Origin of the sequence: Xanthomonas sp. 4461 (genome assembly GCF_024806475.1) — a bacterium.
In the GTDB taxonomy this organism is placed as follows: domain Bacteria; phylum Pseudomonadota; class Gammaproteobacteria; order Xanthomonadales; family Xanthomonadaceae; genus Xanthomonas; species Xanthomonas arboricola_F.
Genome location: NZ_JANTYV010000002.1, coordinates 713,824 through 735,352, shown reverse-complemented (window position 1 = coordinate 735,352; position 21,529 = coordinate 713,824). Strand labels below are relative to the sequence as shown.

Below are 21,529 nucleotides of genomic sequence, written 5' to 3'. Positions count from 1 at the left end.
TGCGCCTCCTGCTGGCAGGCCCGTGCCGCACGGACTCATCTTCGCGTCTTCATCCAAGGATCAACCCGCATGTCGTTGTACTCGTCTGTCTCTCCGTCGCTGACGTCCGCTGTTGCGCATCTGTATGCACGTGCACCGCAACGCACGCCGCTGGCACGCGCCTGCGCCGGTCTGCTGCTCGCTTCGATGGCCGCTGCCGCATCGGCCCAGCAGGCGCCGGCCAGCCAGGGCGAGGGCAGCCCCACCGCGCTGGACGCGGTCACCGTCACCGCCGAGCACCGCGAGCAGAACCTGCAGGAGGTGCCGGTGTCGGTGGGCGTGGTGCAGGGCGCGGCGATGCGGCAGTACACCGCCGGCGGCGACGACACCTTGCTGGCGCTGTCCGGCCGCGTGCCGGGCTTCTACGCCGAGACCACCACCGGGCGCATCTTTCCGCGCTTCTATATCCGCGGCCTGGGCAACATCGACTTCTATCTCGGCGCGTCGCAGCCGGTGTCCATCATCCAGGACGACGTGGTGCTGGAGCACGTGGTGCTCAAGTCCAACCCCGTCTACGACGTGGATCAGGTCGAAGTGCTGCGCGGCCCGCAGGGCACCCTGTTCGGCCGCAATACCACCGCCGGCATCGTCAAGTTCGATACCGTCAAGCCGGGCGACACCTACACCGGCCGCGTCGACGCCAGCTACGGCAGCTACAACACCGTGTCGCTGGACGGCGGCTTTGGGGGGCCGATCAACGATGTGCTGTCGTTCCGCGTGTCGGCCCTGTATCAGCACCGCGACGACTGGGTGGACAATACCTTTGCCGGCAGCAGCGCCGATGGCACGCGCACCCCGCGCAAGGATGCGATGGGCGGCTACAACGACCGCAATGCGCGCCTGCAGGTGCTGCTCAAGCCCAACGATGCGTTCTCGCTGCTGGGCTCTGTGCACACCCGCGACTACGACGGCACCTCCACGTTGTTCCTGCGCAACGCAGTGACGCGCGGCAGCGACAAGGTCGACGTGCCGCGCGACCGCGTGGCCTACGACGAGGCCAACGACAACCCGCAGGCCTACAAGACCGATGGCGGCTCGATCAAGGCGATCTACGACTTCGGCGGCGTGTCGCTGACCTCCATCACCGCCTACGAAACCACCTCCGGCTACAGCCGTGGCGACACCGATGGCGGCGCGGCGGCCAACTATCCGGTCAACGGCGTGCCGAACGGCTTCGGCCAGTCGATGGGGCAGATCCGCGACCTGGATCAATACACCCAGGAGCTGCGTCTGGCCAGCGAAGGCGACGACGCACTGCAATGGCAGGTGGGCGCGTTCTACTTCGATGGCCGCGACACCACCGACTTCTATCAGCGTGCGTATTTCCTGCGCACCGCCGCGCGCAACCCCAACAACTGGGTGCGGCTGCGTAACACCAATACCTCATGGGCCGGCTTCGGTCAGCTCAGCTACAAGGCCACCGATGCGCTCACCTTGACCGCCGGTCTGCGCCAGACCAAGGACAGCAAGGAGACCCGCCTGCTCAAGACCGCCGATACCGCCGCCGGTGCGGTGACCTATCGCGGCCGTCGCGATGTGCGCATGTCCGACACCCAGCCCAGCTGGGACCTGAGCGCGATGTATGAACTCAACCCGGACCTGAGCGTGTATGCACGCGTGGCACGCGGTTTCCGCGGCCCCACCATCCAGGGCCGCAGCGCGGTGTTCAATTCGGACTTCACCACCGCCGATTCGGAAACCATCCTGTCCTGGGAAGCCGGCATCAAGAGCAGCCTGTTCGACAACCGGCTGCGCCTGAATGTCAGCGGCTTCACCTACACCGTCGACGACATCCAGCTCAACGGCAACGATTCGGACGGCAACGGCGTGCTGTTCAATGCCGACAAGGCCAAGGCCTACGGTCTGGAAGCGGACCTGGACTGGCGCCCGATCTCCAACCTGTCGCTGACCGCCGGCCTGAGCCTGCTGCACAGCGAAATCCAGGACAGGCGCGTGTTTGCGCAGGCCTGCGCGCTCAATGGCGTAGTGGTGTGCACGGTCAACGACCCGACCATCCGCGTCGGTGCCAACACCTTTGCGCAGATCGACGGCAACCCGCTGCCCAACGCGCCCAAGTACAACCTCAACCTGGCCGCGCGCTACGACATCCCGATGGGCAACGATGGCGCGTTCTTCGTTTCCACCGACTGGAACAAGCAGGGCGAAACCAGCTTCGTGCTGTACGACTCCACCGAGTTCCGCGCCGACGGCAACTTCGAAGGCGGCCTCAAGCTGGGCTACACCGGCGGTTATGGCGCGTGGGAAGTGGCGGCATTCGCGCGCAACATCACCAACGAAAAGAACGTCAAGGGTGTGATCGAAAACTACATGGCGGCGGTCTATAACGAGCCGCGCATCGTGGGCGTGTCGGTCAACGTCAACTGGCAGTAACGCCTGCCTGGGGCAGGGCCGCGGCGCAGCCCTCGCGGCCCTGTCCGATATGTCAGCCAAGCCAGCGGCGTGGATGCGCCGCTGGCTTTGTCATCTCAGCCTTGGCTCAGGACCGAGCGCACCCAGCTGACGATCTGCGCGCTGCTCACCGCGCCGGAATGACGGCCGATCTCATGTCCACCGCGGATGACCAGCAGGGTCGGGATGCTGCGGATGCCAAAGCGCGTGCCCAGCGCCGGATGCAGATCGGTATCCACCTTGGCCAGCCGCACCTGCGGCTCCAGCGTCGCGGCAGCGGCCGCAAACTGCGGTGCCATGCTCAGGCACGGCGCGCACCACGGTGCCCAGAAATCCACCACCAGCGGGAGCGCGCTGCGCACGGCGTGCTTGTCGAAATCTGCCGCCGACAACGCCACCGGTGACCCCAGAAACAACGGCCGATGGCAACTGCCACAGTTGGGCGCATCGTGCAGGCGTGCGCGCGCCACGCGGTTCATGGCAGCGCAGTTCGGGCAGGCGATCAGAAGCGGTGCGTCGGTCATGTGTATGGTCTCCGATGGGCAGGCAGCGCGTCGCTACGCCAGACATCGCCGGCGGCGATTGCGGCTGCATGCCACCAGTGTAGCGGCCGCGGCCGACGCTGCTGGGCCCGCAGACCGGTGGCCGCACCAACTGCGTGCGGCCGCCATGCGATCGCGCGTGCAGACGCGCGCTGCCTCGCTCAGGCCGATTGCCCAAGGGTCACGATCGGGACAAAGCCGCCGTAGATCATGCGTTTGCCGTCGAAGGGCATCGGGTTGACCGACGGGTCCATGCGCGGGTCCTCCATCATCTTGCGCATGCCGGCATCGCGGGTGGCCTTGTCCGGCCATTCGATCCAAGAAAACACCACGATCTCGTCGTCGCTGGCATCGACCGCGCGCTGGAAGTCAGTCCACTGGCCGCGCTGGACATCGTCGCCCCAGCACTCCACCACACGCAATGCGCCATATTCCAGGATCACGGCGTCGCCCATGCGGGCGTGCTCGATAAACGCATCCTTGTTGGCTGCAGGCACTGCAAGCACAAAGCCATCGATATACGACATAACCGCCTCCGCTGACATGGCGCACGGCGTGCGCCTGATGATGACGAACAGATCTAGGTGCGATCGAAGAACCAGCAACGCAGCGCTCGGGCCAACGGCGCCAGGGCATCGGCTGCGAGCATACGGTGCATTGCCGCAACTGGCACTGCTCGTGCTCGCATGACGCCAGGATGCAGGCGTTGAGCCCGGTTGTGTGCTTCAAGGCCTAGCGGTGATGGCCACCCACAATCGATGAGCTCGCCCGTCGCGGTTGCGAGGCTGGACTACCTGACGGGCGGTTATCGCAACACGCCTGTGTCGTGCATTGCGTGAGATGCAAGGCGCACTGCGCAACGCTGCTGCAAGCGTGGCGTGGCGCGCCAGTGCGTTACCTGGCGGCCGGCGCGTGCCGGGTCATGCAGCCAGGTTGTGCCGCCGCAGTCTTGCTTCGAACACCACATTGCCGCCCTCGTTGCGGGCCTGCAGCGTCCCGCCGTGCGCCCTGACGAACTGGTCGGCAATGAACAGCCCCAGCCCCAGTCCCTGGCTGGCGTGGAAGCTGGCCTTGAACGGCTCGAACAGGCGCGGCATCAGGCTGTCGGGAATATGCCCGGCATTGCGGACCGACAGGCGCAGCACGTCGCGCTCGCGGCCATCCAGATGCACCTGCACCGGATGGCTGCCGCCATGCAGCACGGCGTTGCCGACCAGGTTGGACACCACCTGCGCCAGTCGGTCGCCGTCGCCGTCGCCGTCCAGATCGCCTTCGGTGCGCAGGTCGATGGCGGTGTGCGGGTTGGCCTGCGCCACCTCGCCGACCACGCTGTGCGCCACCTCGCCCAGATTGCAGGGGCCGAACTGCATCGACAGCCCGTCAGTGCGCAGGCGCGAGAAATCCAGCAACTGCTCGACCATGCGCGCCATGCGCCGGGCGCTGTTTTCCAGGTGTTCGAGTGTGCGTGCCGACGAGCCTTCGCCGTCGACGTCCAGGCTCAATTTGTCTGCGCACAGCAGGATCACCGACAGCGGCGTGCGCAGGTCGTGGGTGAGCACTGCCATCATGGTTTCGTTGAGCGCGAGCGCGCGCTCCAACGAGGCATTGCGTGCCTTGAGCAGCCGGCGCTGCTGATACAACTCGATGAATACGTTGACCTTGCTCAGGATCACGTGCGGCTCGATCGGCTTGTGCAAAAAGTCCACTGCACCGGTTTCGTAGCCCTGGAATGCGCGCATCGGATCGTTCGGCGAGGCGGTCAGGAAAATGATCGGCACATGTCGGGTGCGCTGCGAGCCGCGCATCAATTCCGCCAGCGAAAAACCGTCCATTTCCGGCATGTGCACATCGAGCAGGGCCAGCGCCACATCGTGCTCGAGCAGCAATTCCAGCGCGTGCGCACCGGAGGATGCGCACAGCACCTGGATGCCGTCGCGTTGCAGCAACGCTTCCATCGCCACCAGATTCTGCGGGACATCGTCCACGATCAGGAGCTTGGCGGGTTCGTCGCGGTGTGTGGCAAGACCGGTCGCGGTGAGGTTCATGGGTGAAAGGCTTCCAGTCGGCTGCAGATCGCCTGCAGGGTCAGCACCGCATCGGCACCGGCGTGGGCAAGGGCGGAGGCAGGCATCAGCGGAGACGCGGCATCATCGGGTCGCTGGATCCAGGCGGTGCCGCCGGCTGCACGCACCGCGGCCACGCCGGCACTGCCATCGCTGCTGGCGCCGGTGAGCAGGATCGCCAGCAGGCGTTCGGCAAACACGTCCGCGGCCGATTCGAACAGGGGGTCGATTGCCGGGCGCGAAAACAGCACCGGCGCATCCATCGACAACGCCAGGCTGTCGCGGGTTTCCACCAGCAGGTGATAATCGGGCGGGGCAATGGTCACGGTGCCGGTGCGCAATGGCTGCTTGTCGTCCGCCTCGCGCACCGGCAGCGCGCAACGCGCATCCATCAGCTCGGCCAGATGGCTGGTGCGGTCGCGCGGCATGTGCAGCACCACCAGTACCGGCATCGGCAGATCTGCCGGCAGGTGGGACAGCAGCGCCTGCAGCGCCATCACGCCACCGGCGGATGCGCCGATCACGATGGCATCGAACCGCCGGGGCGCGGGCATGCTGCTCATGCGGCCTTCCGGTACAGCCGTTGTTCGCGTGCGCAGGTCTCAAAGGCCTGCGCATGCGCGCCGAATTGCAGCGATTCCTTGCTGCCCAGGCCAAGAAATCCGCGGTGCACCAGCGCATCGAAGAACAGGCCCACGGCACGGTCCTGCAGGGTGCGGTTGAAATAGATCAGCACGTTGCGGCACGACACCAGATGCACTTCGGAAAACACCGTATCGGTGGCCAGGCTGTGATCGGCGAAGACGATATTGCGCTTGAGGCGGCGATCGAACACCGCGCCGTCGTAGGCGCTGGTGTAGTAGTCCGACAACGACCCGCGGCCGCCGGCCTCCAGATAGTTGCGGCTGAACTGGGCAATGCGATCGATGCCGTAGGCACCGGCTTCGGCCATGTTCAACGCTTCGGGATTGATGTCGGTGGCGTAGATGACGGCTTTTTCCAGCAGGCCTTCTTCGTGCAGCAGGATTGCCAGCGACCAGACCTCTTCACCGGTGCTGCAGCCGGCCACCCACAGTTTGATCGACGGGTAGGTACGCAGGACCGGTACCGCATGTTCGCGCAGCACGCGGAAGTACGCCGGGTCGCGAAACATCTCCGACACCTGCACGGTGAAGAACTGCATCGCCTGCGCAAACGCGTCGGGTTCGTGCAGCAGCCGGTGCTGCAGATCGGCCACGCGTGCGCACTCGAAGCGCGCCATGGCATGGCGCATGCGCCGCCGCAACGACGACACCGCGTAGTCACGGAAATCGTAGTGGTAGCGCTGGTACACCGCTTCCAGCAGCACACGCAGTTCCAGGTCGAACAGTTCCACTGGATTCATTGCCGCGAGCACCACACCCGGCACAGCGACACCAGCTTGTCCACGTCGATGGGCTTGGCGATGTAGTCGTTGGCACCGGCCTCCAGGCAACGCTCGCGGTCGTCGGCCATCGCCTTGGCGGTCAGCGCGATGATGGGCAGATCCTGCCACTGACGATTGGCGCGGATCTGACGCATCGCGGTGATGCCATCCATCTCCGGCATCATGATGTCCATCAACACCAGGTCCACCTCGCGCTCGGCCAGGCGCTCCAGCGCCTCGCGGCCATTGCGTGCGATCTGCAGGGTCACACCCAGCGGTTCGAGCACGCTGGACAGCGCAAAGATGTTGCGCACATCGTCTTCGGCCAGGAGTACGGTGGCGCCGTCGAGCACCGCATCGCGGCGACGCGCTTCGCGCAGCAGGCGTTGCTGGTCGCTGGGAAGCGAGGCTTCCACGCTGTGCAGAAACAGCGTCACTTCGTCCAGCAGGCGTTCGGGTGAGCGCACGCCCTTGATGATGATGCTCTTGGAATAACGGCGCAGGCGCTGTTCTTCGTCGCGCGTCAGTGCGCGCCCGGTGTAGACGATCACCGGCGGGAACGCGACCGCATCGTTACCGGCCATGCGTTCGAGCAGGTCGTAGCCACTTCCATCGGGCAATGCCAGGTCGGTGACCATGCAGTCGAAGGTGGAGCCCGCCAGCTGCGCCATCGCCTCGGCAATGCTGCCCACCGCAACGATCTCCAATTGGTCGCGCGCCAGCAGCAGCTGCAGGTTTTCGCGCAGGGCGCTGTCGTCTTCGACGATGAGCAGGCGGCGCACCGCACGCGCGTTGGTATCTTCCAGTTGACGGATCGCACCGGCCAGCAACTCGCGCGTTGCCGGCTTGATCAGATAGCCCACCGCGCCCAGTTCCAATGCGATCTGGCTGCGTTCCAGCGCCGACACCACGTGCACCGGAATGTGGCGGGTCGCGGGGTCGCGCTTGAGGCGTTCGAGCACGCTCAGGCCGGAGGCATCCGGCAAGCCGATGTCGAGCAGGATGCCGCTGGGGCGCAACTCGGCGGCCAGCTGCAGCGCTTCTTCGGCGCTGGGGGCAACCACGCAATCGAAGTCCATCTCATGCGCCAGGTCCACCAGTGCCTGCGCAAAGCGGGTGTCGTCTTCCACCGCCAGGATCAGCCGACCGCTGCGGGTGCGTTGATCGCGGTCGTCCTGCGCACGTTGCTGTTGCGCAGCGCTGGGCGCAGGAATCGGCAGCGGCACTGCCGTGGGTGCAGCGCTGCCGGGTGCGCCAAGCCGCGCAGCCATTGCGGTGCCGGTGGGCTGATGCAGGGGCGCGGTAGCGTTGATCGCGCTCGATGGCGACGTCGCGTTCGCCTCGGTGGCGCTCATCCCTTCTGCCGGCGCGCCGTCGGTCGGCAATTCCAGGGTGAAGCAACTGCCGCGACCGGGTTCGCTGTCCACGCTGATGCTGCCGCCCATGCGCTGTGCCAGATCGCGCGAGATCGACAGGCCCAGGCCGGTGCCGCCATAGCGACGTCGTGTGCTGCCGTCGGCCTGACGGAACGCTTCGAAGATCACATCGGTCTGCTCACGCGCAATGCCGATGCCGGTGTCGTTGACCTTGAACAGCACCCGTCCCGGTGCACCCGCCTGGATCGAAAGGCTCACCGTGCCGCGCTCGGTGAACTTGATCGCGTTGGCCAGCAGGTTCTTGAGGATTTGTTGCAGCCGCTGGTTGTCGACCACCAATTGCGTCGGTGCGGCGGCTTGAACGCCGATCTCCAGGGTCAAGCCCTTCTGCCGCGCCATCGGTTCAAAGGTGTCGCGCAGGCGTTGCAGCACCGCGTCGGTAGCGACGGTTTCGTCGGCCAGTTCCACATGCCCGGCTTCGATCTTGGACAGGTCCAGGATGTCGTTGATCAGCGCCAGCAGATCGTTGTTGGACGACAGGATCGCCTGCGCGTACTTCACCTGATCTGCGCTGAGCGTGCCGTCCTTGTTGTCGGCGAGCAGCTTGGCCAGGATCAACGCGCTGTTGAGCGGGGTACGCAGCTCGTGCGACATGTTGGCCAGGAACTCCGACTTGTAGCGCGAGGCGGTGGCCAGTTCGTTGCCATTGCGCACCAGCTGGCCTTGCGCGATCAGCAGTGCCTGCTTCTGGGCTTCCAGTGCCTGGGTGCGCTCCTCGAGCTGCACATTGGTCTGTTCCAGCTCGGCCTGCTGCTGCTCCAGATCGCTTTGCGACTGCTGCAGGCTGCGGCTTTGTTCTTCCAGTTCTTCGTTGGCCACGCGCAGCTCTTCCTGCTGCGTCTGCAGTTCCTCGCTCTGTCGCTGGGTTTCTTCCAGCAGGGACACCAGCTGCGCGCGCAGCAGCGCGGTGCGCAGCGCCAGGCCGATGTTCTCGCCGCAACGCGCCAGCACTTCTTCCTCGCGCGTGCCCGATGTCTGCGCGCTGGTGACCCGGCCCAGCTCCAGCAGACCGATCACGCGGCCATCGGCGGTCACCGGGGCCAGCAGCAACTCCTGGCACGCGCTCTGGCCCAGGCCGGAGGCAATCTGCAGATGCCCCGCATCCACGCCATGCACGCGACGCACCGTGCCACGCTGCAACACCTCGCCCCATTGGCCGGCGTTGCTGGGCAGCGTTCTGGGCATGTCGACCGGCAGCGCCGCACCGCCGGTGAGCCGCAGCCGCTCGCCTTCCACGCGGTACAGTGCGCCGACCTGCGCGTCCAGGGTGTCGCACAGGGCGCGTAGCGCCGCATTGGCCAGATCCTCAGGGCTTTGATCGCCACGCAGGCTCGCTTCGACGGTGTTCTCTGCCTGCTGCAGCCACAACGCCAGCTCGGCCTGACGTCGCGCGCGGATCGCCTGCGTCACCACCAGCGCCATCGCCACAAACGAGACGCCGCCGATGCTGCGGTTGATCGACGAGAAGCTCGAATTGCTGCTGGGCGGCGCCAGATGGAAACCAATTGCCAGCAGCACGCACGACAGCACACCCACCACCAGTGGCGCCTGCGGGCGGTTCTGGAACACCGTCACGCCCACTGCCACGAAGTAGGTCAGCCATACCGCATACCCCAGCGGCGTGACCAGCTCCACGCCCAGCGTGCCAGCCATCAAGGCCCCCGCGATGACCCAGATCCAGCGGTCGCGTGTGGTCGAGATGTTCTGCATGGGGCACGCGTACCGACTTGAGAGGGCGGTCATGGTAGCCGATAAGTTTCACGGGCCAATCGCCGGGTTTTTGACGCTTTTCCGGCCGGGTTGGCTTGCACGCAACCTTCACGGCAACGTCACTAAGGTCGCGCGCTTTTGCAGGGGAACATCGCGCGATGGAGACGGAAACGGCCATCGGCAGCATCGGGCCGCTGTCGCACGACAGCCGGCAGTGCCAGCTGTTGGTGCAAAGCGTCTCCGACTACGCGATCTATATGCTCGACACCGGCGGCTACGTGCGTAGCTGGAATCCCGGCGGTGAGCGTATCAAGGGCTATTCCGCTGCCGAAGTGCTTGGTTCGCATTTTTCGCGCTTCTACCTGCCCGAGGATGCGCAGCGCGACGAGCCGATGCAGAACCTGGACATCGCCAAACGCCAGGGGCGGCTTGCTGCCGAAGGCTGGCGCGTACGCAAGGACGGCAGCCGCTTCTGGGCCAGCGTGGTGATCGAGCCGGTGCTTGAATTTGGCGTGCTGGTCGGGTTTGCCAAGATCACCCGCGATGTCACCGACCGTCATGAGGCGCAACGCCTGTTGCAGCAGGCGCAGCACGCGCTGTTGCATTCGCAGAAAGTCGAGGCGCTGGGCCGGTTGACGCTGGGCATGGCGCACGACTTCAACAACCTGCTGACGGTAATGGTGACCAGCCTGGATCTGATCGCGCTGCGCGCCGGCGACGATGCGCGCACGCGCATGCTGGTGGAAGCGGCGCAGACCGCGGTGGATCGCGGCACCTTGCTGACCCGCCAGCTGCTGGCCTTCGCGCGTGGGCAGCGCCTGGTGCCGGAGCGGCATGCCGCCAACGCGGTGGTGACGCGCACGCTCGAGCTGTTGCGCCGCGCCTGCCCGGCCGGAGTCGCGCTGTCGCTGGACTTTGCCGAGGCGCTGCCGGATGTGCGCGTGGACTCCAGCCAACTGGAATCGGCGCTGCTCAATCTGGTGTTCAATAGCTGCGACGCGATGCCGGCCGGTGGCGCCATCACCGTGATCACCGCCGCGCAGCAGCGTATTGCACCGTCAGCGCCGCAAGGGACGCAGCGCACTTATGTCAGCATCGCCGTGCGCGACAATGGCCCCGGCATGTCGGTACAGGTGGCGCAGCGCGCCAGCGAGCCGTTTTTCACCACCAAGGATGTCGGCAAGGGTTCCGGCCTGGGATTGAGCCAGGTGTATGGCTTTGCGTCCCAATCCGGTGGCTTCGTCGATCTGGAAACCGCACCTGGGTGCGGCACCACCGTCACCCTGTTTCTCCCGGCCATCGAGGAGGCCGAGCATGACTGAATCCCTGCGCCTGTTGATGGTGGAAGATCAAGAAGAACTGCGCGAGTTGATCGGCGAGGCGCTGCGCGATGCCGGCATCACCGTCGACACCGCCGACGATGCGCAAGGCGCCTTGCACATGGTGCGCAACAGCGGCCCCTACGATGTGGTGTTCAGCGATATCCGCATGCCCAACGGCATGTCGGGAATCGAATTGAGCGAGCAGGTGGCGCAATTGTTGCCGCAGGCGCGCGTCATCCTGGCATCGGGCTTTGCAAAGGCGCAGTTGCCGCCGCTGCCGGCAGGGGTGGATTTTCTGCCCAAGCCCTATCGCCTGCGTCAGCTCATCGACATGCTGAAGGGCATCCCGGCCAACGCCTGAGCACCGGCTGCGGGCGCGCGTCCGCTGCCGGCTCAACGGCTCTGGTAATAGACCTTGTCGATGGCGATCTCCACCGGTGCTGCCGGCGGATCGGCCACCAGCATGAAAGGCTGTTTGACCGCCTGCAGGTCCAGGTCGTAGAACGCACTGAGTGGAATGCTCACTTCGTGCCAGGCGCCATCGCGCACCAGGCCGTACTGGTTGCCGCCGGCCGCAAAATCCACCCAGCTATCGCCGAAGCTGGTGTTGATGCCGATCTTGAATGTCGATGCCGTGGTGGTCTTTAGCTGCAGCTTGAGCGCACCACCGGCGTAGGCGGCCAGATTGCGGTAATCGCTCTGGATTCCCAGCCCATACCATGCCCCCGCATTGGCGCGATACGCCATGACATTGGATCCTTCGAACGGCGCCTGCGCGATCGGGGTGAGGTTGTTCCAGAGATACAGTTCGGCGTCCTGGCCGAAGGTCAGCCGCGCGCTGGTATCGGTCTGATCGGTGAACACGCCAAAGCGTCCGGCCGGTGTGGCGTGTTGGGAGCCCACATACAGCTGCGAACCGGGGTTTTGGTACAGGCGGATGTAGTCGACCTCCATCTTGCCCGGTAGCGGCGCGGTGACTGCGGCCGGTGAGGTCACCCCGGTGTAGGTGCCACCCACTGCCAGATTGAGCAGCAGATACTGCTGCTGATGGAACTCATGCAACGAGGCGCCTTCGATATTGGAAATCGCAAATTCGAAATACTGCTGCCCGTCGATCGAGACACGGATGAACTGCGGGTCCCAGGTCATGCGATACACATGGAAATCGTCATGCAGATTCACCGGGCTGGTGTAGCTGGTGTCGTAGTCGGCTTGCGAGCCGTTGTAGTCCCAATGCACGGCCGCACCGATCCGGCGATTGGCGGTGCCGTTGGCGATCGCCGCAGCCATGCCGGCTTCCATCAGATCGATTTCGCCACGCCCAGGCCACACGCCGATGGTGCCCAGCATCCAGTAGGCCGGCCATAGCCCGTTGCCGACGATCGGCGTCTTGATGCGCGCTTCGAGCGTGCCGTATCTGAAGTGCATGCGGCCTTCGGTCTTGAGCCGCGCAGAGGTGAAGGGCATGCCGCCGAACGCTTCGCGGCGCGCTTGGATGACCAGCCTGCCGTTCTCGACGCGCGCGTTGTCTGGGCGACTGGTGTAGTACTGCATTTCGCCATTGCCCCAGCCGCACAAGCCGATCTGACACCCGTTGCCGACGTCGTAGGTCCACTTGGTGCCGTCGATGGATGGCCCGTTGAAGTTGTCTTCCCACACCAGGGTCTGCGCGTGCACGCAAGGTGTCAGTGCGAGGCCCAGCACAATAGCGAACTGCACGGTGACGCTGCGTACGACGCTCATGCGTATCTCCAACGATGGACCGGTGTCCGTGGAGTAGCGACGCTGCGCAGCGCTTGGTTCAGAGTCAAAGCAATTGTTCGATCTGATTCCGTTTCGTGGTGTTCATTCCGGAATAATCAATCAATGGTATGACGCCGGTCGCAAACGTCGGCTGCTGCATGTTGCGCGGCAGCAGCCTGGTGCGATCGGCACTACCCGGGGCTGGTACTCCCTTCCATCGGTACGCTTGCGTACACCCAGCAAAGCCTGGGACTTGTCGAGGACGCATGGAGCCTGCTCAGCACATCCGGGCGCCGCGCTCGCAGACAATCCGCATCTGGCACCAGCAGCATTGCCAGCGCTGCTCAATGCCCCGCATGCACCGTCCACGCGACCAGGCGGACCACCAGCGGCCGTACCACCAGCACGCAGCAGAACGCAGTGGGCATTGCGATGCGGTAGGCGTCCAGTACGCGCCACCCGAACCCTGGCGCCAGGCCTGTGTTGGCGCCGGTAATCACGATGCACATCAGCAGCGCCATGATCGCGGCCATGTAAAACGCAAACACGAACGGCGTGGCGCGTACGCCGAGTTTCCAGCGTGGGCGCGCCAGTGCGGATGGGGGTAGGGATGACGACATGCGGTGACCTCACTTGCCGCGAACCAGCGGCGTGGTGCAACTCTAGGATGCGGGTCGCCGGGCGGGTAGATGGCGTAACCTTGCGGCTTACGTAAGCAGATCTTACGAATCGCCAGGGAATACTTGCTCGATAAATGAATATTCTTCAGTCGATTCGCAGTTTTGTCAGTACGGTCGATGCCGGAAGCATTGCCGGTGGGGCCAAGTTGCTGGGCGTCAGTGCCGCTGCGGTCAGCCAGAACATTGCGCGGCTGGAGCACCACCTGGGCGTGCGCCTGCTGCATCGGACCACCCGCAGCCTGGCGCTGACCGAGCGCGGCGCGCTGTACTTCGAACAGGTCAGGCAGCTGGAGCGCGACCTGGAGCGTGCACGGCAGCTGGTGGCCGGCCCGCAGCATGCGCCGGCAGGGCGATTGCGCGTGGCCAGCACCGCTGCATTCGCGCGTCACGTGCTCGCACCGATGCTGCCTGCGCTGCGGCAGCGTTACCCGCAGCTGGAGATCGAGCTGCTATGCACCGACCGTGCCGTGCAGCATGCGCAGGAAAGCGTGGATGTCAGTCTGCGTATCGAGGCGCAACTCGAAGATGGCCTGGTGGCACGTTGCATCGCCCAGGTGCCGATGGTGATCTGCGCAGCGCCCGATTATCTGGCCCGCTGCGGGACGCCGCAGGGCGCGGACGACTTGAAGTATCACGATTGCCTGTTGCTGCGTTACCCGGTCGATGGACGCTGCCTGCCATGGAATTTCGTGCGCAATGGCGTGCGTTTCCAGCCGGAGCCGGGCAAGGCGATGGTGAGCGACGATATCGACGCGCTGGCCACCATGGCCGCTGCCGGCGGCGGCATCGCGCGCCTGGCAGCCTATGTCGTGCAGCCTTACCTGCAGCGCGGCGAGCTGCAGCCGCTGTTTGGCTCCGATCTCGGCAGCACCACGCAGGCCTTGCCGGAGCCGCTGCGGATCTACCTCTGCGTGGCTGACCGCCGCGACTTCACCCCGAAGGTGCGGGCCTTCATGGCGCATCTACTCGAACGCCTGCCGCAGGAGTGGCGCCTCGCAGAGCCGGACGCGCTGCCGACATCGGCACCCACATCCGTCTAGGTCTGCCAACCAAACAGGGCCGGCGACGGCCAGGCGGGCATGGGTGGCGCGCTCACTCCAGGGGCGCGCGTTACATGATGATGTCGAGCACCGGCCTGGCCTGCGTGGTGTTCGCGCAGTTGGTTTGTTACCTGCTCCCGGGGCAACAAGCCTGCGATGGCGCGCTCATTGCAGCTTGAGCATCACCACCGAGTGCGCAGGCAGCGCCACCGTCAACACCTTCGCTTGCAGACGGGCGCCGTTGAACGCCTTCGGCTCGACGACGCGTGGTTGCGCAAAGGTGTTGTGCGCGGTGATCGCCGGCGCGGTCAAGATCTGCCCATCGACACGGCGTGCAGACAGCCCTTGCACGTCGACGCGGACGGAGGCGGGCACGCTTGCATCCAGGTTGGTCAGCGCGACATACACATGCCCATCCTTTGCCTTGACCGCCGATCCATGTACCGCCGGCACATGCGTGTTGCCGTGGCGGTACTCCGGTGTCTGCAACTGCAGTGGCAGGTGTGTGGCGTCCTGGTAGGGCTTGTACAGCGCAAACACGTGGTAGGTCGGCGTCAGCACCATCCTGTCGCCGTCGGTGAGGATCATTGCCTGCAACACATTGACCATCTGCGCGATGTTGGCCATGCGCACGCGCTCGGCATGCGTGCTGAAGATATCGATGTTCAGTGCGGCCACCAGCGCATCGCGCAGGCTGTTTTGCTGGTGCAAAAAGCCCGGGTTCGCATCGGGCAGGCCTGCATACCAGGTGCCCCATTCGTCGACCACCAGTGCGACTTTCTTGCCCGGGTCGTATTTGTCCATGATCGCGCCGTGCTTGGTGATCAGCTCGTCCATGACCAGCGTGCGCGACAGCGTGTCGATCCAGGCGCGCTGGTCGAAGTCGGTCGACGAGGCGCGCGGCGGCCAGCCGCCGGGCACGGTGTAGTAATGCAGGCTCAGGCCGTCCATCAGCGTGCCGGCCTCGCGCATCATCACCTCGGTCCAGTGGTAGTCGTCGTTGTTGGGGCCGGGCGCGATCTTGAGGATCTTCTGGTTGGCCGGCGCCTTGACGAAGGTCTGGTAGCGCCGATACACGTCGGCCGCGTATTCCACCCGCATGTTGCCGCCGCAGCCCCACAGCTCGTTGCCCACGCCGAAGTAGGGCACCTGCCAGGGCGTATTGCGGCCGTTGGCGCGGCGCTCGCTGGCCAGGCTGGAGCGAGTGGGCGCGGTCATGTATTCGGTCCACTGCGCAATCTCGTCCGGCGCCGCATTGCCCACGTTGCCGGCGATGTAGGCCTGGGTGCCGAGCAACTCGGTGAAGTCCATGAACTCGTGGGTGCCGAACCGGTTCGATTCTTCCACGCCACCCCAATGCGTGTTGACCCGGATCGGGCGCTTGGCCGGGTTACCCACGCCATCGCGCCAGTGGTATTCATCGGCAAAGCAACCGCCCGGCCAGCGGATGTTCGGCACTGCGATGGCTTTCAGCGCGGCGAGCACGTCGTTGCGGTATCCGCGCGTATTGGCAATCGGGGAGTCTTCGCCCACCCACACGCCGCCGTAGATGCCGGTGCCCAGATGCTCGGCAAACTGGCCAAACAGCTGCCGCGAGACCTGCGCGCCCGGTTGGTCCGCACGCAGCGTCCCGGTCACCTTGACCTCGGCGGCAGAAGCGCTACATGCGCCGGTCGCCAGGGCGGCCGCAACGACGGTATGCGTCAGCCGCCTGCAGGCTGTCCGCAACGTGAGGGAATTCCACTGCATCGGCTTGGCGCTCCTGTGTTGGTCGTCGGGGTGGTCACGCGCCGCTGCTGCAGCAGTGCGGCGGTAGCGTAGTGCGTGCTGCCGCCGTTTGTCGTGTTGCAGCGCGAGCGATGCAGGCGGGCACGGCCGCGCGCACCGATACGTGGTTGTGGAGTGTGCCGCCGAGATGTGCGCAAGGGCATGGTCGGCAGATGCGCGACACCGCTATGCTCGCCAGCTTCCATCAGTGGCGGGGCGATTCATGCAGCGAGTATTCGGGCAGTTGCCAGACGGTGTCGAGGTCCACGCGCTTACCCTGCGCAGCGCTGCCGGGCTGGAGGCCGAAGTGCTGACCTATGGCGGCATCCTGCACGCGCTGAGGCTGACCACCGCACAGGGCGTGGTGCCGTTGCTGCTGGCCTTGCCGGACCTGTCTTCCTACGCGGCCGATGGCGACAGCCTCAATATCCTGGTGGGCCGCTTCGGCAATCGCATCGCCGGTGCGCGCTACACCCTGGATGGGGTGACGCACGTGCTCGCAGCCAACGAGGGGCGCAACCAGCTGCACGGCGGCCTGCGTGGGTTCGGCCGACGCGTGTGGAGCGTGCTGGAGCAGAGCGCCGATCAGGTACTGCTGGGTTACCACTCGCCCGATGGCGAAGAAGGCTACCCCGGCAATCTGCAGGTGCGTGCGCGTCTGGCGCTGCACGAGCGCAGCCTGCAACTGGACTTCCAGGCGCATTGCGATGCCGCCACGCCGTTGAACCTGACCCACCACCCGTACTTCAACCTGTCGGGCAACCCGCAGACGCGGGCGGCATCGCAGGTGTTGCGCGTGCCGGCCGACCGCTATCTGCCGGTGGATGTCGAGTCGATACCGACCGGCGAGATCGCCCCGGTGACCGGCACGCCCTTCGACTTCCGCACGCCTGCCGCGCTGGCCGACCGGATCGACCCCGCGCATCCGCAAGTGGTGCTCGGCAAGGGGTATGACCAGTGCCTGGTGCTGGCGGACGGCGCGGACCGCGCGGCTGAGCTGTACTCGCCGCACAGTGGCGTAGCGCTGCGCATGACCAGCGATGCCCCGGCAGTGCAGCTCTACGAGGGGCAGCATCTGGATGCCCATCACCCCGGACTGGGGCGCGGTGTCTGCCTGGAGCCGCAGGACTACCCGGACGCCCCCAATCACCCCAACTTCCCGTCCACGATCCTGCGCCCGGGCGAGACCTACCGCCGCCGTATCGTCTATCGCTTCGCCGTCCCCGGACCGGACCAGCCGTGGGATGTGGTCAGTGCGGCGCTGGATGCTTGAGGCTTGGCGTCGGGCAATAGGATGCCACTGCGCTGCGCGGCTCGTGTCTGAAACAGGCGTTGCTGCGTTTGGTAATGCGCACATATGGAGCGCGCACGTCAGCCGGGCGCCAGCGACGCGGCGAAAGCGGCATACGCGCATTGCACGAAAGCCTGCGCATCGGTCGGATCAGTCTGGCTGGCTTGCTATTGCATGCGCGCCGCAGCTGGGCAGTTCCGGGCCTGCGCTCTGAAGCGCATCGCCCGCGGATTCGCAAGGACGCCCGGTGGTTGCGTCAGTGACATCGACGTGCAGTGACCCAGGGTCGGACACACTCCGGCATGCCGTCCCGCGGCGATGACGCCCGGAACAGCTCCACGTCCACCGCCATCAACGCGGTCCCAGCACCAGCTCGATCACGAACTTGCTGCCGAAGAATGACAGCACCAGCAATGCCATCGCGGTCAGCGTCCAGTGCACCGCCTTGCTGCCGCGCCAGCCGTTGCGCCAGCGGCCGACCAGCAGCGCGCCGAACACGATCCACGACAGGATGCTGAGCACGGTCTTGTGCAGCAGCCGTTGCGCCAGAAAGTCCTGCACGAACAGCAGCCCGGTCAGCAGGGTCAGGCTCAGCAGCACGAAGCCCACCGTGATCGTGCGGAACAGCAAGGTTTCCAGCTCGGTCAACGGCGGCAGCGCACGCAACCAGGTATGGAAGTCGCGCCGCCGCAGCGCACGCTCCTGCAGCCACAGCATGATCGCCAGCAGCGCGGCGATGCCCAGGGTGGCGTAGGCCAGCAGTGCCATCCAGGCGTGCAGCTCCAGCCGCCAGCCCAGGTCCGCACTCGGTTCGTGGCCATAGGCGTGATAGCAGGCCAGCAGAATCGCCGACAGCGGAAACACCACCACGCCCACCGCCGCCATGCGCCCGCGGCCGCCGAACACCGCCGTCAGCGCGGCCATGCCCAGGCCGCACAGCGACAGGGCCGCAAAGAAATGCATGTCCGGCCCGCCCGCAGTGCGGAACGCCACCAGGACGTGATATCCGGCGTGCAATGCCACCGCCGCCAGCGCAGGGGCCAGCCAGCGCGCAGGGGCCTGGTTGCCATCGCGCAGCACCGCCTGGGTGAGCAGCGCCGTGGCCAGCAGATACAGGGCGAACGCGATGAGAACGATTGTCATCGTGGAAGTTTCGCATATTGGTGGGGCTGGGATTCGGGATTCGGGATTCGGGAATCGGGAATCGGGAATCGGGAATCGGGAATCGGGAGTCGGGAATCGGGAGTCGGGAGTCGGGAGTCGGGAGTCGGGAGTCGGGAGTCGGGAGTCGGGAGTCGGGAAAAGCAGGTTGCGAGCTGCGGGGCTTGAGCTGGGCTGGCAGGCGTGGCAGGGCGCGAGTGGGTAAGGGGGCTTGGGATGCGGGGGGGGGGGGCTGCTTTCCTGCGGCTGCCGTTCCCGTGCATCGCGGCGCTGTCGCTGGTTGGCTGTGCGTATTGCCGCGCTTGGGCGCGGCGGCTGCCCGAGCTGGCTCCGCCGCTGGACGGCGGGCTGGCCGGGGCGGCGCATTGGCCGGTGCCGCTATAATCGGTGCCCGTTTCCCCTTACGCGGTCCCTTGCGCATGTTCGAGTCCCTTACCCAACGTCTCTCCGGCACCATGGAGCGCCTGCGCGGCCGCGGCCGCCTGACCGAGGAGAACATCCGCGAAGCCACCCGTGAAGTGCGCATCGCCTTGCTCGAAGCCGACGTGGCGCTGCCGGTGGTGCAGGCGCTGATCGAGCGCATCAAGGTGCGTGCGGTCGGCCAGGAAGTGCTCAAGTCGCTGACCCCGGGCCAGGCGCTGATCAAGATCGTCCGCGACGAGCTGACCGCGGTGATGGGCGCGGCCGCCACCGACCTCAACCTCAATGTGCCGGCGCCGGCGATCATCCTGATGGCCGGCCTGCAGGGTGCGGGCAAGACCACCACGGTCGGCAAGCTCGCCAAGCACCTGAAGGAAAAGCGCAAGAAGAAGGTCATGGTGGTCTCGGCCGACGTCTATCGCCCGGCTGCGATCGAGCAGCTCAAGACCCTGGCCGAACAGGTCGGCGTGCTGTTCTTCGCCTCCGACGCCTCGCAGAAGCCGGTCGACATCGTGCGCGCCGCGATCAGCGATGCGCGCAAGTCGTTCGCCGACGTGCTGCTGGTCGATACCGCCGGCCGCCTGGCGATCGATGCGGCGATGATGGAGGAGATCAAGGCGCTGCACGCCGCGGTCAACCCCACCGAAACCCTGTTCGTGGTCGACGCGATGACCGGCCAGGACGCGGCCAACACCGCCAAGGCCTTCGGCGAGGCGCTGCCGCTGACCGGCGTGGTGCTGACCAAGACCGACGGCGACGCCCGTGGCGGTGCCGCACTGAGCGTGCGCTACATCACCGGCAAGCCGATCAAGTTCGTCGGTACTGGCGAAAAGACCGACGGCCTGGACGTGTTCCACCCCGACCGCGTCGCCAGCCGCATCCTGGACATGGGCGACGTGCTGTCGCTGGTGGAACAGGTCGAGCACAGCGTCGACCAGGAAAAGGCCGCCAAGCTCGCCGCCAAGGTCGCCAAGGGCAAGAAGTTCGACCTCAACGACATGAAGGAACAACTCGAGCAGATGCAGAACATGGGCGGCATCCATGGGCTGATGGACAAGCTGCCGGGCATGGGCCAGATCCCGGACAACGTCAAGCAGCAGGTCACCGGCAAAGAAGTGCCGCGCATGATCGCGATCATCAACTCGATGACCAAGAAGGAGCGCCGCAACCCGGCCCTGCTCAACGGCTCGCGCCGCGCCCGCATCGCCCGTGGTTCGGGCATGTTGCCGGCCGACGTCAACAAGCTGATGAAGCAGTACCAGCAGATGGAAAAGATGATGGGCAAGCTGGCCGGCGGCGGCATGAAGGGCCTGATGCGCAACATGAAGGGCATGATGGGCGCCATGGGCGGCCGCGGCGGTATGCCGTTCCGCTGAGTCTGCTCGTTCGCTCACGCGACGCGATAAGTGCATGCGGTAGGTGCGGTCGTAAAGTCACACGGGGCAGCGCGAGGATGGGCTTGGCGCGATTGGCTGAGCGTTGCGTCGCAGCGTTCAGACTGCATGGCACCAACGCGCGCGCAGGCGAATGAAAGGCGCCCATGCGCGCGTTGGAACTGGTTGTCGAAGCCTAGTTCTGTTGAGAGTCGCCGCCATGCCGCGCTATTGCCTGCCTCTTGCCGGCTTCTGACCAAGGCTTGCCTGACGTGGCCAGCGGCGCCTACTTCGAGATGGATAGATGACCGAAAGCCGTATGTACCCCGCCCAGGACGACGCCGCGATGTTGGCGGCGTATGCCGCTGCGCGCGGGACGTTCAAGTTTTTCTGGCGTGAGCTATCGTGGGAATATCGTCGGATCGTGCCGGCGTTGTCCCTGGCGGCGATCAAGTTACCGTTTGCCACCGATGCATTCGCGGTTGGTGCGCCCTCGCATGAGCACATGTGGGTATCGGACGTGCAGTTCGACGGCGACCAGCTGTCTGGCAAGCTGGTCAACAACCCGGCTTGGATCTCGGGGCTGGCCGCCGGCGACGCCGTCTCTGCGCCGATCGGCGAACTGGAAGACTGGATGTACGTCATCGATGGGCTGGCTTACGGTGGTCATACCATCGACGCGATGCGCCGCGCGATGTCGCCGGCCGAACAGATCGAGCACGATGTCGCGTGGGGCCTGGACTTCGCTGAGCTGGGCGAAGTGCGCCTGGTGCCTAAGCCTGTGCAGGAGCATAAAGCTGGCCTGCTCGACAAGCTATTCGGTCGCAAGCCTGCCGCAGCGGAGCAGGATCCGTCCGATCGCGAGCATCCGATGAGTGAAAACATGGGGCCCCAGTTCGATCAGGGCCTGCGCGATCAGCCCGACATGGTGCATTTTCGTGACGATGCTGGTTGGACGTTATTGCACCGCGAGGCCTTGGCTGGCAATTACCAGCCGGTTTCGCTGCTGCTCAAGCACGGCGCGGATGCGTCGCTACGCACGCCCGCGGGAAAGAGTGCGCTGGACCTGGCACGTCAGATGCAGTGGTCCAGGATCGTGCAACTTCTTGAAGGCCATCGCTAAAGGTA

Annotated in this window: 17 protein-coding genes; 7 read left to right on the top strand and 10 right to left on the bottom strand. The window is 65.6% G+C overall.

Annotation, left to right across the window (positions count from 1 at the left end; all coding sequences use genetic code 11):
* The first annotated feature begins 69 nt into the window (after nt 1-69).
* Nucleotides 70-2,430 (top strand): TonB-dependent receptor, encoded by a 2,361-nt coding sequence (locus FHY19_RS10895; protein WP_259166066.1) that lies wholly within the window; start codon nt 70-72, stop codon nt 2,428-2,430.
* A gap of 95 nt (nt 2,431-2,525) precedes the next feature.
* Here the strand turns inward: FHY19_RS10895 and trxC are convergent, their stop codons facing one another.
* The 6 genes from trxC to FHY19_RS10865 form a co-directional block, all read right to left on the bottom strand.
* The gene (trxC, locus tag FHY19_RS10890) at nt 2,526-2,972 is read right to left on the bottom strand and encodes a thioredoxin TrxC (protein WP_259166065.1); all 447 of its coding nucleotides are present in this window, start codon (nt 2,970-2,972) and stop codon (nt 2,526-2,528) included.
* 179 nt (nt 2,973-3,151) lie between these two features.
* Nucleotides 3,152-3,517: a DUF1428 domain-containing protein gene (locus tag FHY19_RS10885; RefSeq protein ID WP_259153267.1), complete on the bottom strand. Its 366-nt coding sequence runs from the start codon at nt 3,515-3,517 to the stop codon at nt 3,152-3,154.
* 393 nt (nt 3,518-3,910) lie between these two features.
* Nucleotides 3,911-5,035, bottom strand: coding sequence for a hybrid sensor histidine kinase/response regulator (locus FHY19_RS10880; protein ID WP_259166063.1), 1,125 nt, complete (start codon nt 5,033-5,035; stop codon nt 3,911-3,913).
* Nucleotides 5,032-5,616: a chemotaxis protein CheB gene (locus FHY19_RS10875; protein WP_259153269.1), complete on the bottom strand. Its 585-nt coding sequence runs from the start codon at nt 5,614-5,616 to the stop codon at nt 5,032-5,034. The genes FHY19_RS10880 and FHY19_RS10875 overlap by 4 nt, the downstream gene beginning before the upstream one ends.
* Complete coding sequence (locus FHY19_RS10870) at nt 5,613-6,461, bottom strand: CheR family methyltransferase (protein WP_259153270.1); 849 nt, start codon at nt 6,459-6,461, stop codon at nt 5,613-5,615. Before FHY19_RS10870 ends, FHY19_RS10875 begins: the two co-directional genes overlap by 4 nt.
* Nucleotides 6,434-9,604 (bottom strand): response regulator, encoded by a 3,171-nt coding sequence (locus FHY19_RS10865; protein ID WP_259166061.1) that lies wholly within the window; start codon nt 9,602-9,604, stop codon nt 6,434-6,436. The genes FHY19_RS10870 and FHY19_RS10865 overlap by 28 nt, the downstream gene beginning before the upstream one ends.
* A 158-nt stretch (nt 9,605-9,762) precedes the next feature.
* Here FHY19_RS10865 and FHY19_RS10860 point away from each other — a divergent pair, with 158 nt between their 5' ends.
* Together FHY19_RS10860 and FHY19_RS10855 are read left to right on the top strand one after the other, a co-directional pair.
* Nucleotides 9,763-10,926, top strand: a complete 1,164-nt coding sequence (locus tag FHY19_RS10860) for a PAS domain-containing sensor histidine kinase (RefSeq protein WP_259166059.1) — start codon at nt 9,763-9,765, stop codon at nt 10,924-10,926.
* Nucleotides 10,919-11,287: a response regulator gene (locus FHY19_RS10855; RefSeq protein WP_259153273.1), complete on the top strand. Its 369-nt coding sequence runs from the start codon at nt 10,919-10,921 to the stop codon at nt 11,285-11,287. The genes FHY19_RS10860 and FHY19_RS10855 overlap by 8 nt, the downstream gene beginning before the upstream one ends.
* A gap of 32 nt (nt 11,288-11,319) precedes the next feature.
* On the opposite strand, the gene FHY19_RS10850 is transcribed toward FHY19_RS10855, so the two are convergent.
* Both FHY19_RS10850 and FHY19_RS10845 read right to left on the bottom strand, forming a co-directional pair.
* Nucleotides 11,320-12,669, bottom strand: coding sequence for a glycoside hydrolase family 16 protein (locus FHY19_RS10850; RefSeq protein WP_259166058.1), 1,350 nt, complete (start codon nt 12,667-12,669; stop codon nt 11,320-11,322).
* 344 nt (nt 12,670-13,013) lie between these two features.
* Nucleotides 13,014-13,289: a DUF2798 domain-containing protein gene (locus FHY19_RS10845; protein ID WP_259166057.1), complete on the bottom strand. Its 276-nt coding sequence runs from the start codon at nt 13,287-13,289 to the stop codon at nt 13,014-13,016.
* Between the two features lie 134 nt (nt 13,290-13,423).
* Between FHY19_RS10845 and FHY19_RS10840 the strand changes: the two genes are divergently transcribed.
* A complete protein-coding gene (locus tag FHY19_RS10840; RefSeq protein WP_259166056.1) occupies nt 13,424-14,389 on the top strand; it encodes a LysR family transcriptional regulator in 966 nt (321 codons plus the stop codon).
* A gap of 165 nt (nt 14,390-14,554) precedes the next feature.
* Here FHY19_RS10840 and FHY19_RS10835 read toward each other — a convergent pair whose 3' ends face one another.
* Entirely contained in the window at nt 14,555-16,138 is a 1,584-nt protein-coding gene (locus FHY19_RS10835; protein ID WP_259166055.1) for an alpha-L-arabinofuranosidase C-terminal domain-containing protein, read from the bottom strand.
* A 241-nt stretch (nt 16,139-16,379) separates the two neighbouring features.
* Between FHY19_RS10835 and FHY19_RS10830 the strand changes: the two genes are divergently transcribed.
* A complete protein-coding gene (locus tag FHY19_RS10830; protein ID WP_259166054.1) occupies nt 16,380-17,429 on the top strand; it encodes an aldose epimerase family protein in 1,050 nt (349 codons plus the stop codon).
* Between the two features lie 369 nt (nt 17,430-17,798).
* Here the strand turns inward: FHY19_RS10830 and ccsA are convergent, their stop codons facing one another.
* Complete coding sequence (gene ccsA / locus FHY19_RS10825) at nt 17,799-18,590, bottom strand: cytochrome c biogenesis protein CcsA (protein WP_259153279.1); 792 nt, start codon at nt 18,588-18,590, stop codon at nt 17,799-17,801.
* A 437-nt stretch (nt 18,591-19,027) separates the two neighbouring features.
* On the opposite strand from ccsA, the gene ffh reads away from it, so the two are divergent.
* Together ffh and FHY19_RS10815 are read left to right on the top strand one after the other, a co-directional pair.
* Complete coding sequence (gene ffh / locus FHY19_RS10820) at nt 19,028-20,404, top strand: signal recognition particle protein (protein WP_259153280.1); 1,377 nt, start codon at nt 19,028-19,030, stop codon at nt 20,402-20,404.
* A gap of 343 nt (nt 20,405-20,747) precedes the next feature.
* Nucleotides 20,748-21,524: a DUF2314 domain-containing protein gene (locus FHY19_RS10815; protein ID WP_259166369.1), complete on the top strand. Its 777-nt coding sequence runs from the start codon at nt 20,748-20,750 to the stop codon at nt 21,522-21,524.
* Nucleotides 21,525-21,529: the final 5 nt, after the last annotated feature.

Bases quoted from the DNA above. Each gene is read 5' to 3' on its own strand.
- FHY19_RS10880 (WP_259166063.1), bottom strand. From the start codon at position 5,035: ATGAACCTCACCGCGACCGGTCTTGCCACACACCGCGACGAACCCGCC.
- trxC (WP_259166065.1), bottom strand. From the start codon at position 2,972: ATGACCGACGCACCGCTTCTGATCGCCTGCCCGAACTGCGCTGCCATG.
- FHY19_RS10815 (WP_259166369.1), top strand. From the start codon at position 20,748: ATGTTGGCGGCGTATGCCGCTGCGCGCGGGACGTTCAAGTTTTTCTGG.
- FHY19_RS10830 (WP_259166054.1), top strand. From the start codon at position 16,380: ATGCAGCGAGTATTCGGGCAGTTGCCAGACGGTGTCGAGGTCCACGCG.
- FHY19_RS10845 (WP_259166057.1), bottom strand. From the start codon at position 13,289: ATGTCGTCATCCCTACCCCCATCCGCACTGGCGCGCCCACGCTGGAAA.
- FHY19_RS10855 (WP_259153273.1), top strand. From the start codon at position 10,919: ATGACTGAATCCCTGCGCCTGTTGATGGTGGAAGATCAAGAAGAACTG.
- FHY19_RS10860 (WP_259166059.1), top strand. From the start codon at position 9,763: ATGGAGACGGAAACGGCCATCGGCAGCATCGGGCCGCTGTCGCACGAC.
- FHY19_RS10875 (WP_259153269.1), bottom strand. From the start codon at position 5,616: ATGAGCAGCATGCCCGCGCCCCGGCGGTTCGATGCCATCGTGATCGGC.
- FHY19_RS10835 (WP_259166055.1), bottom strand. From the start codon at position 16,138: ATGCAGTGGAATTCCCTCACGTTGCGGACAGCCTGCAGGCGGCTGACG.
- ffh (WP_259153280.1), top strand. From the start codon at position 19,028: ATGTTCGAGTCCCTTACCCAACGTCTCTCCGGCACCATGGAGCGCCTG.
- FHY19_RS10865 (WP_259166061.1), bottom strand. From the start codon at position 9,604: ATGCAGAACATCTCGACCACACGCGACCGCTGGATCTGGGTCATCGCG.
- FHY19_RS10840 (WP_259166056.1), top strand. From the start codon at position 13,424: ATGAATATTCTTCAGTCGATTCGCAGTTTTGTCAGTACGGTCGATGCC.
- FHY19_RS10895 (WP_259166066.1), top strand. From the start codon at position 70: ATGTCGTTGTACTCGTCTGTCTCTCCGTCGCTGACGTCCGCTGTTGCG.
- FHY19_RS10885 (WP_259153267.1), bottom strand. From the start codon at position 3,517: ATGTCGTATATCGATGGCTTTGTGCTTGCAGTGCCTGCAGCCAACAAG.
- FHY19_RS10850 (WP_259166058.1), bottom strand. From the start codon at position 12,669: ATGAGCGTCGTACGCAGCGTCACCGTGCAGTTCGCTATTGTGCTGGGC.
- ccsA (WP_259153279.1), bottom strand. From the start codon at position 18,590: ATGACAATCGTTCTCATCGCGTTCGCCCTGTATCTGCTGGCCACGGCG.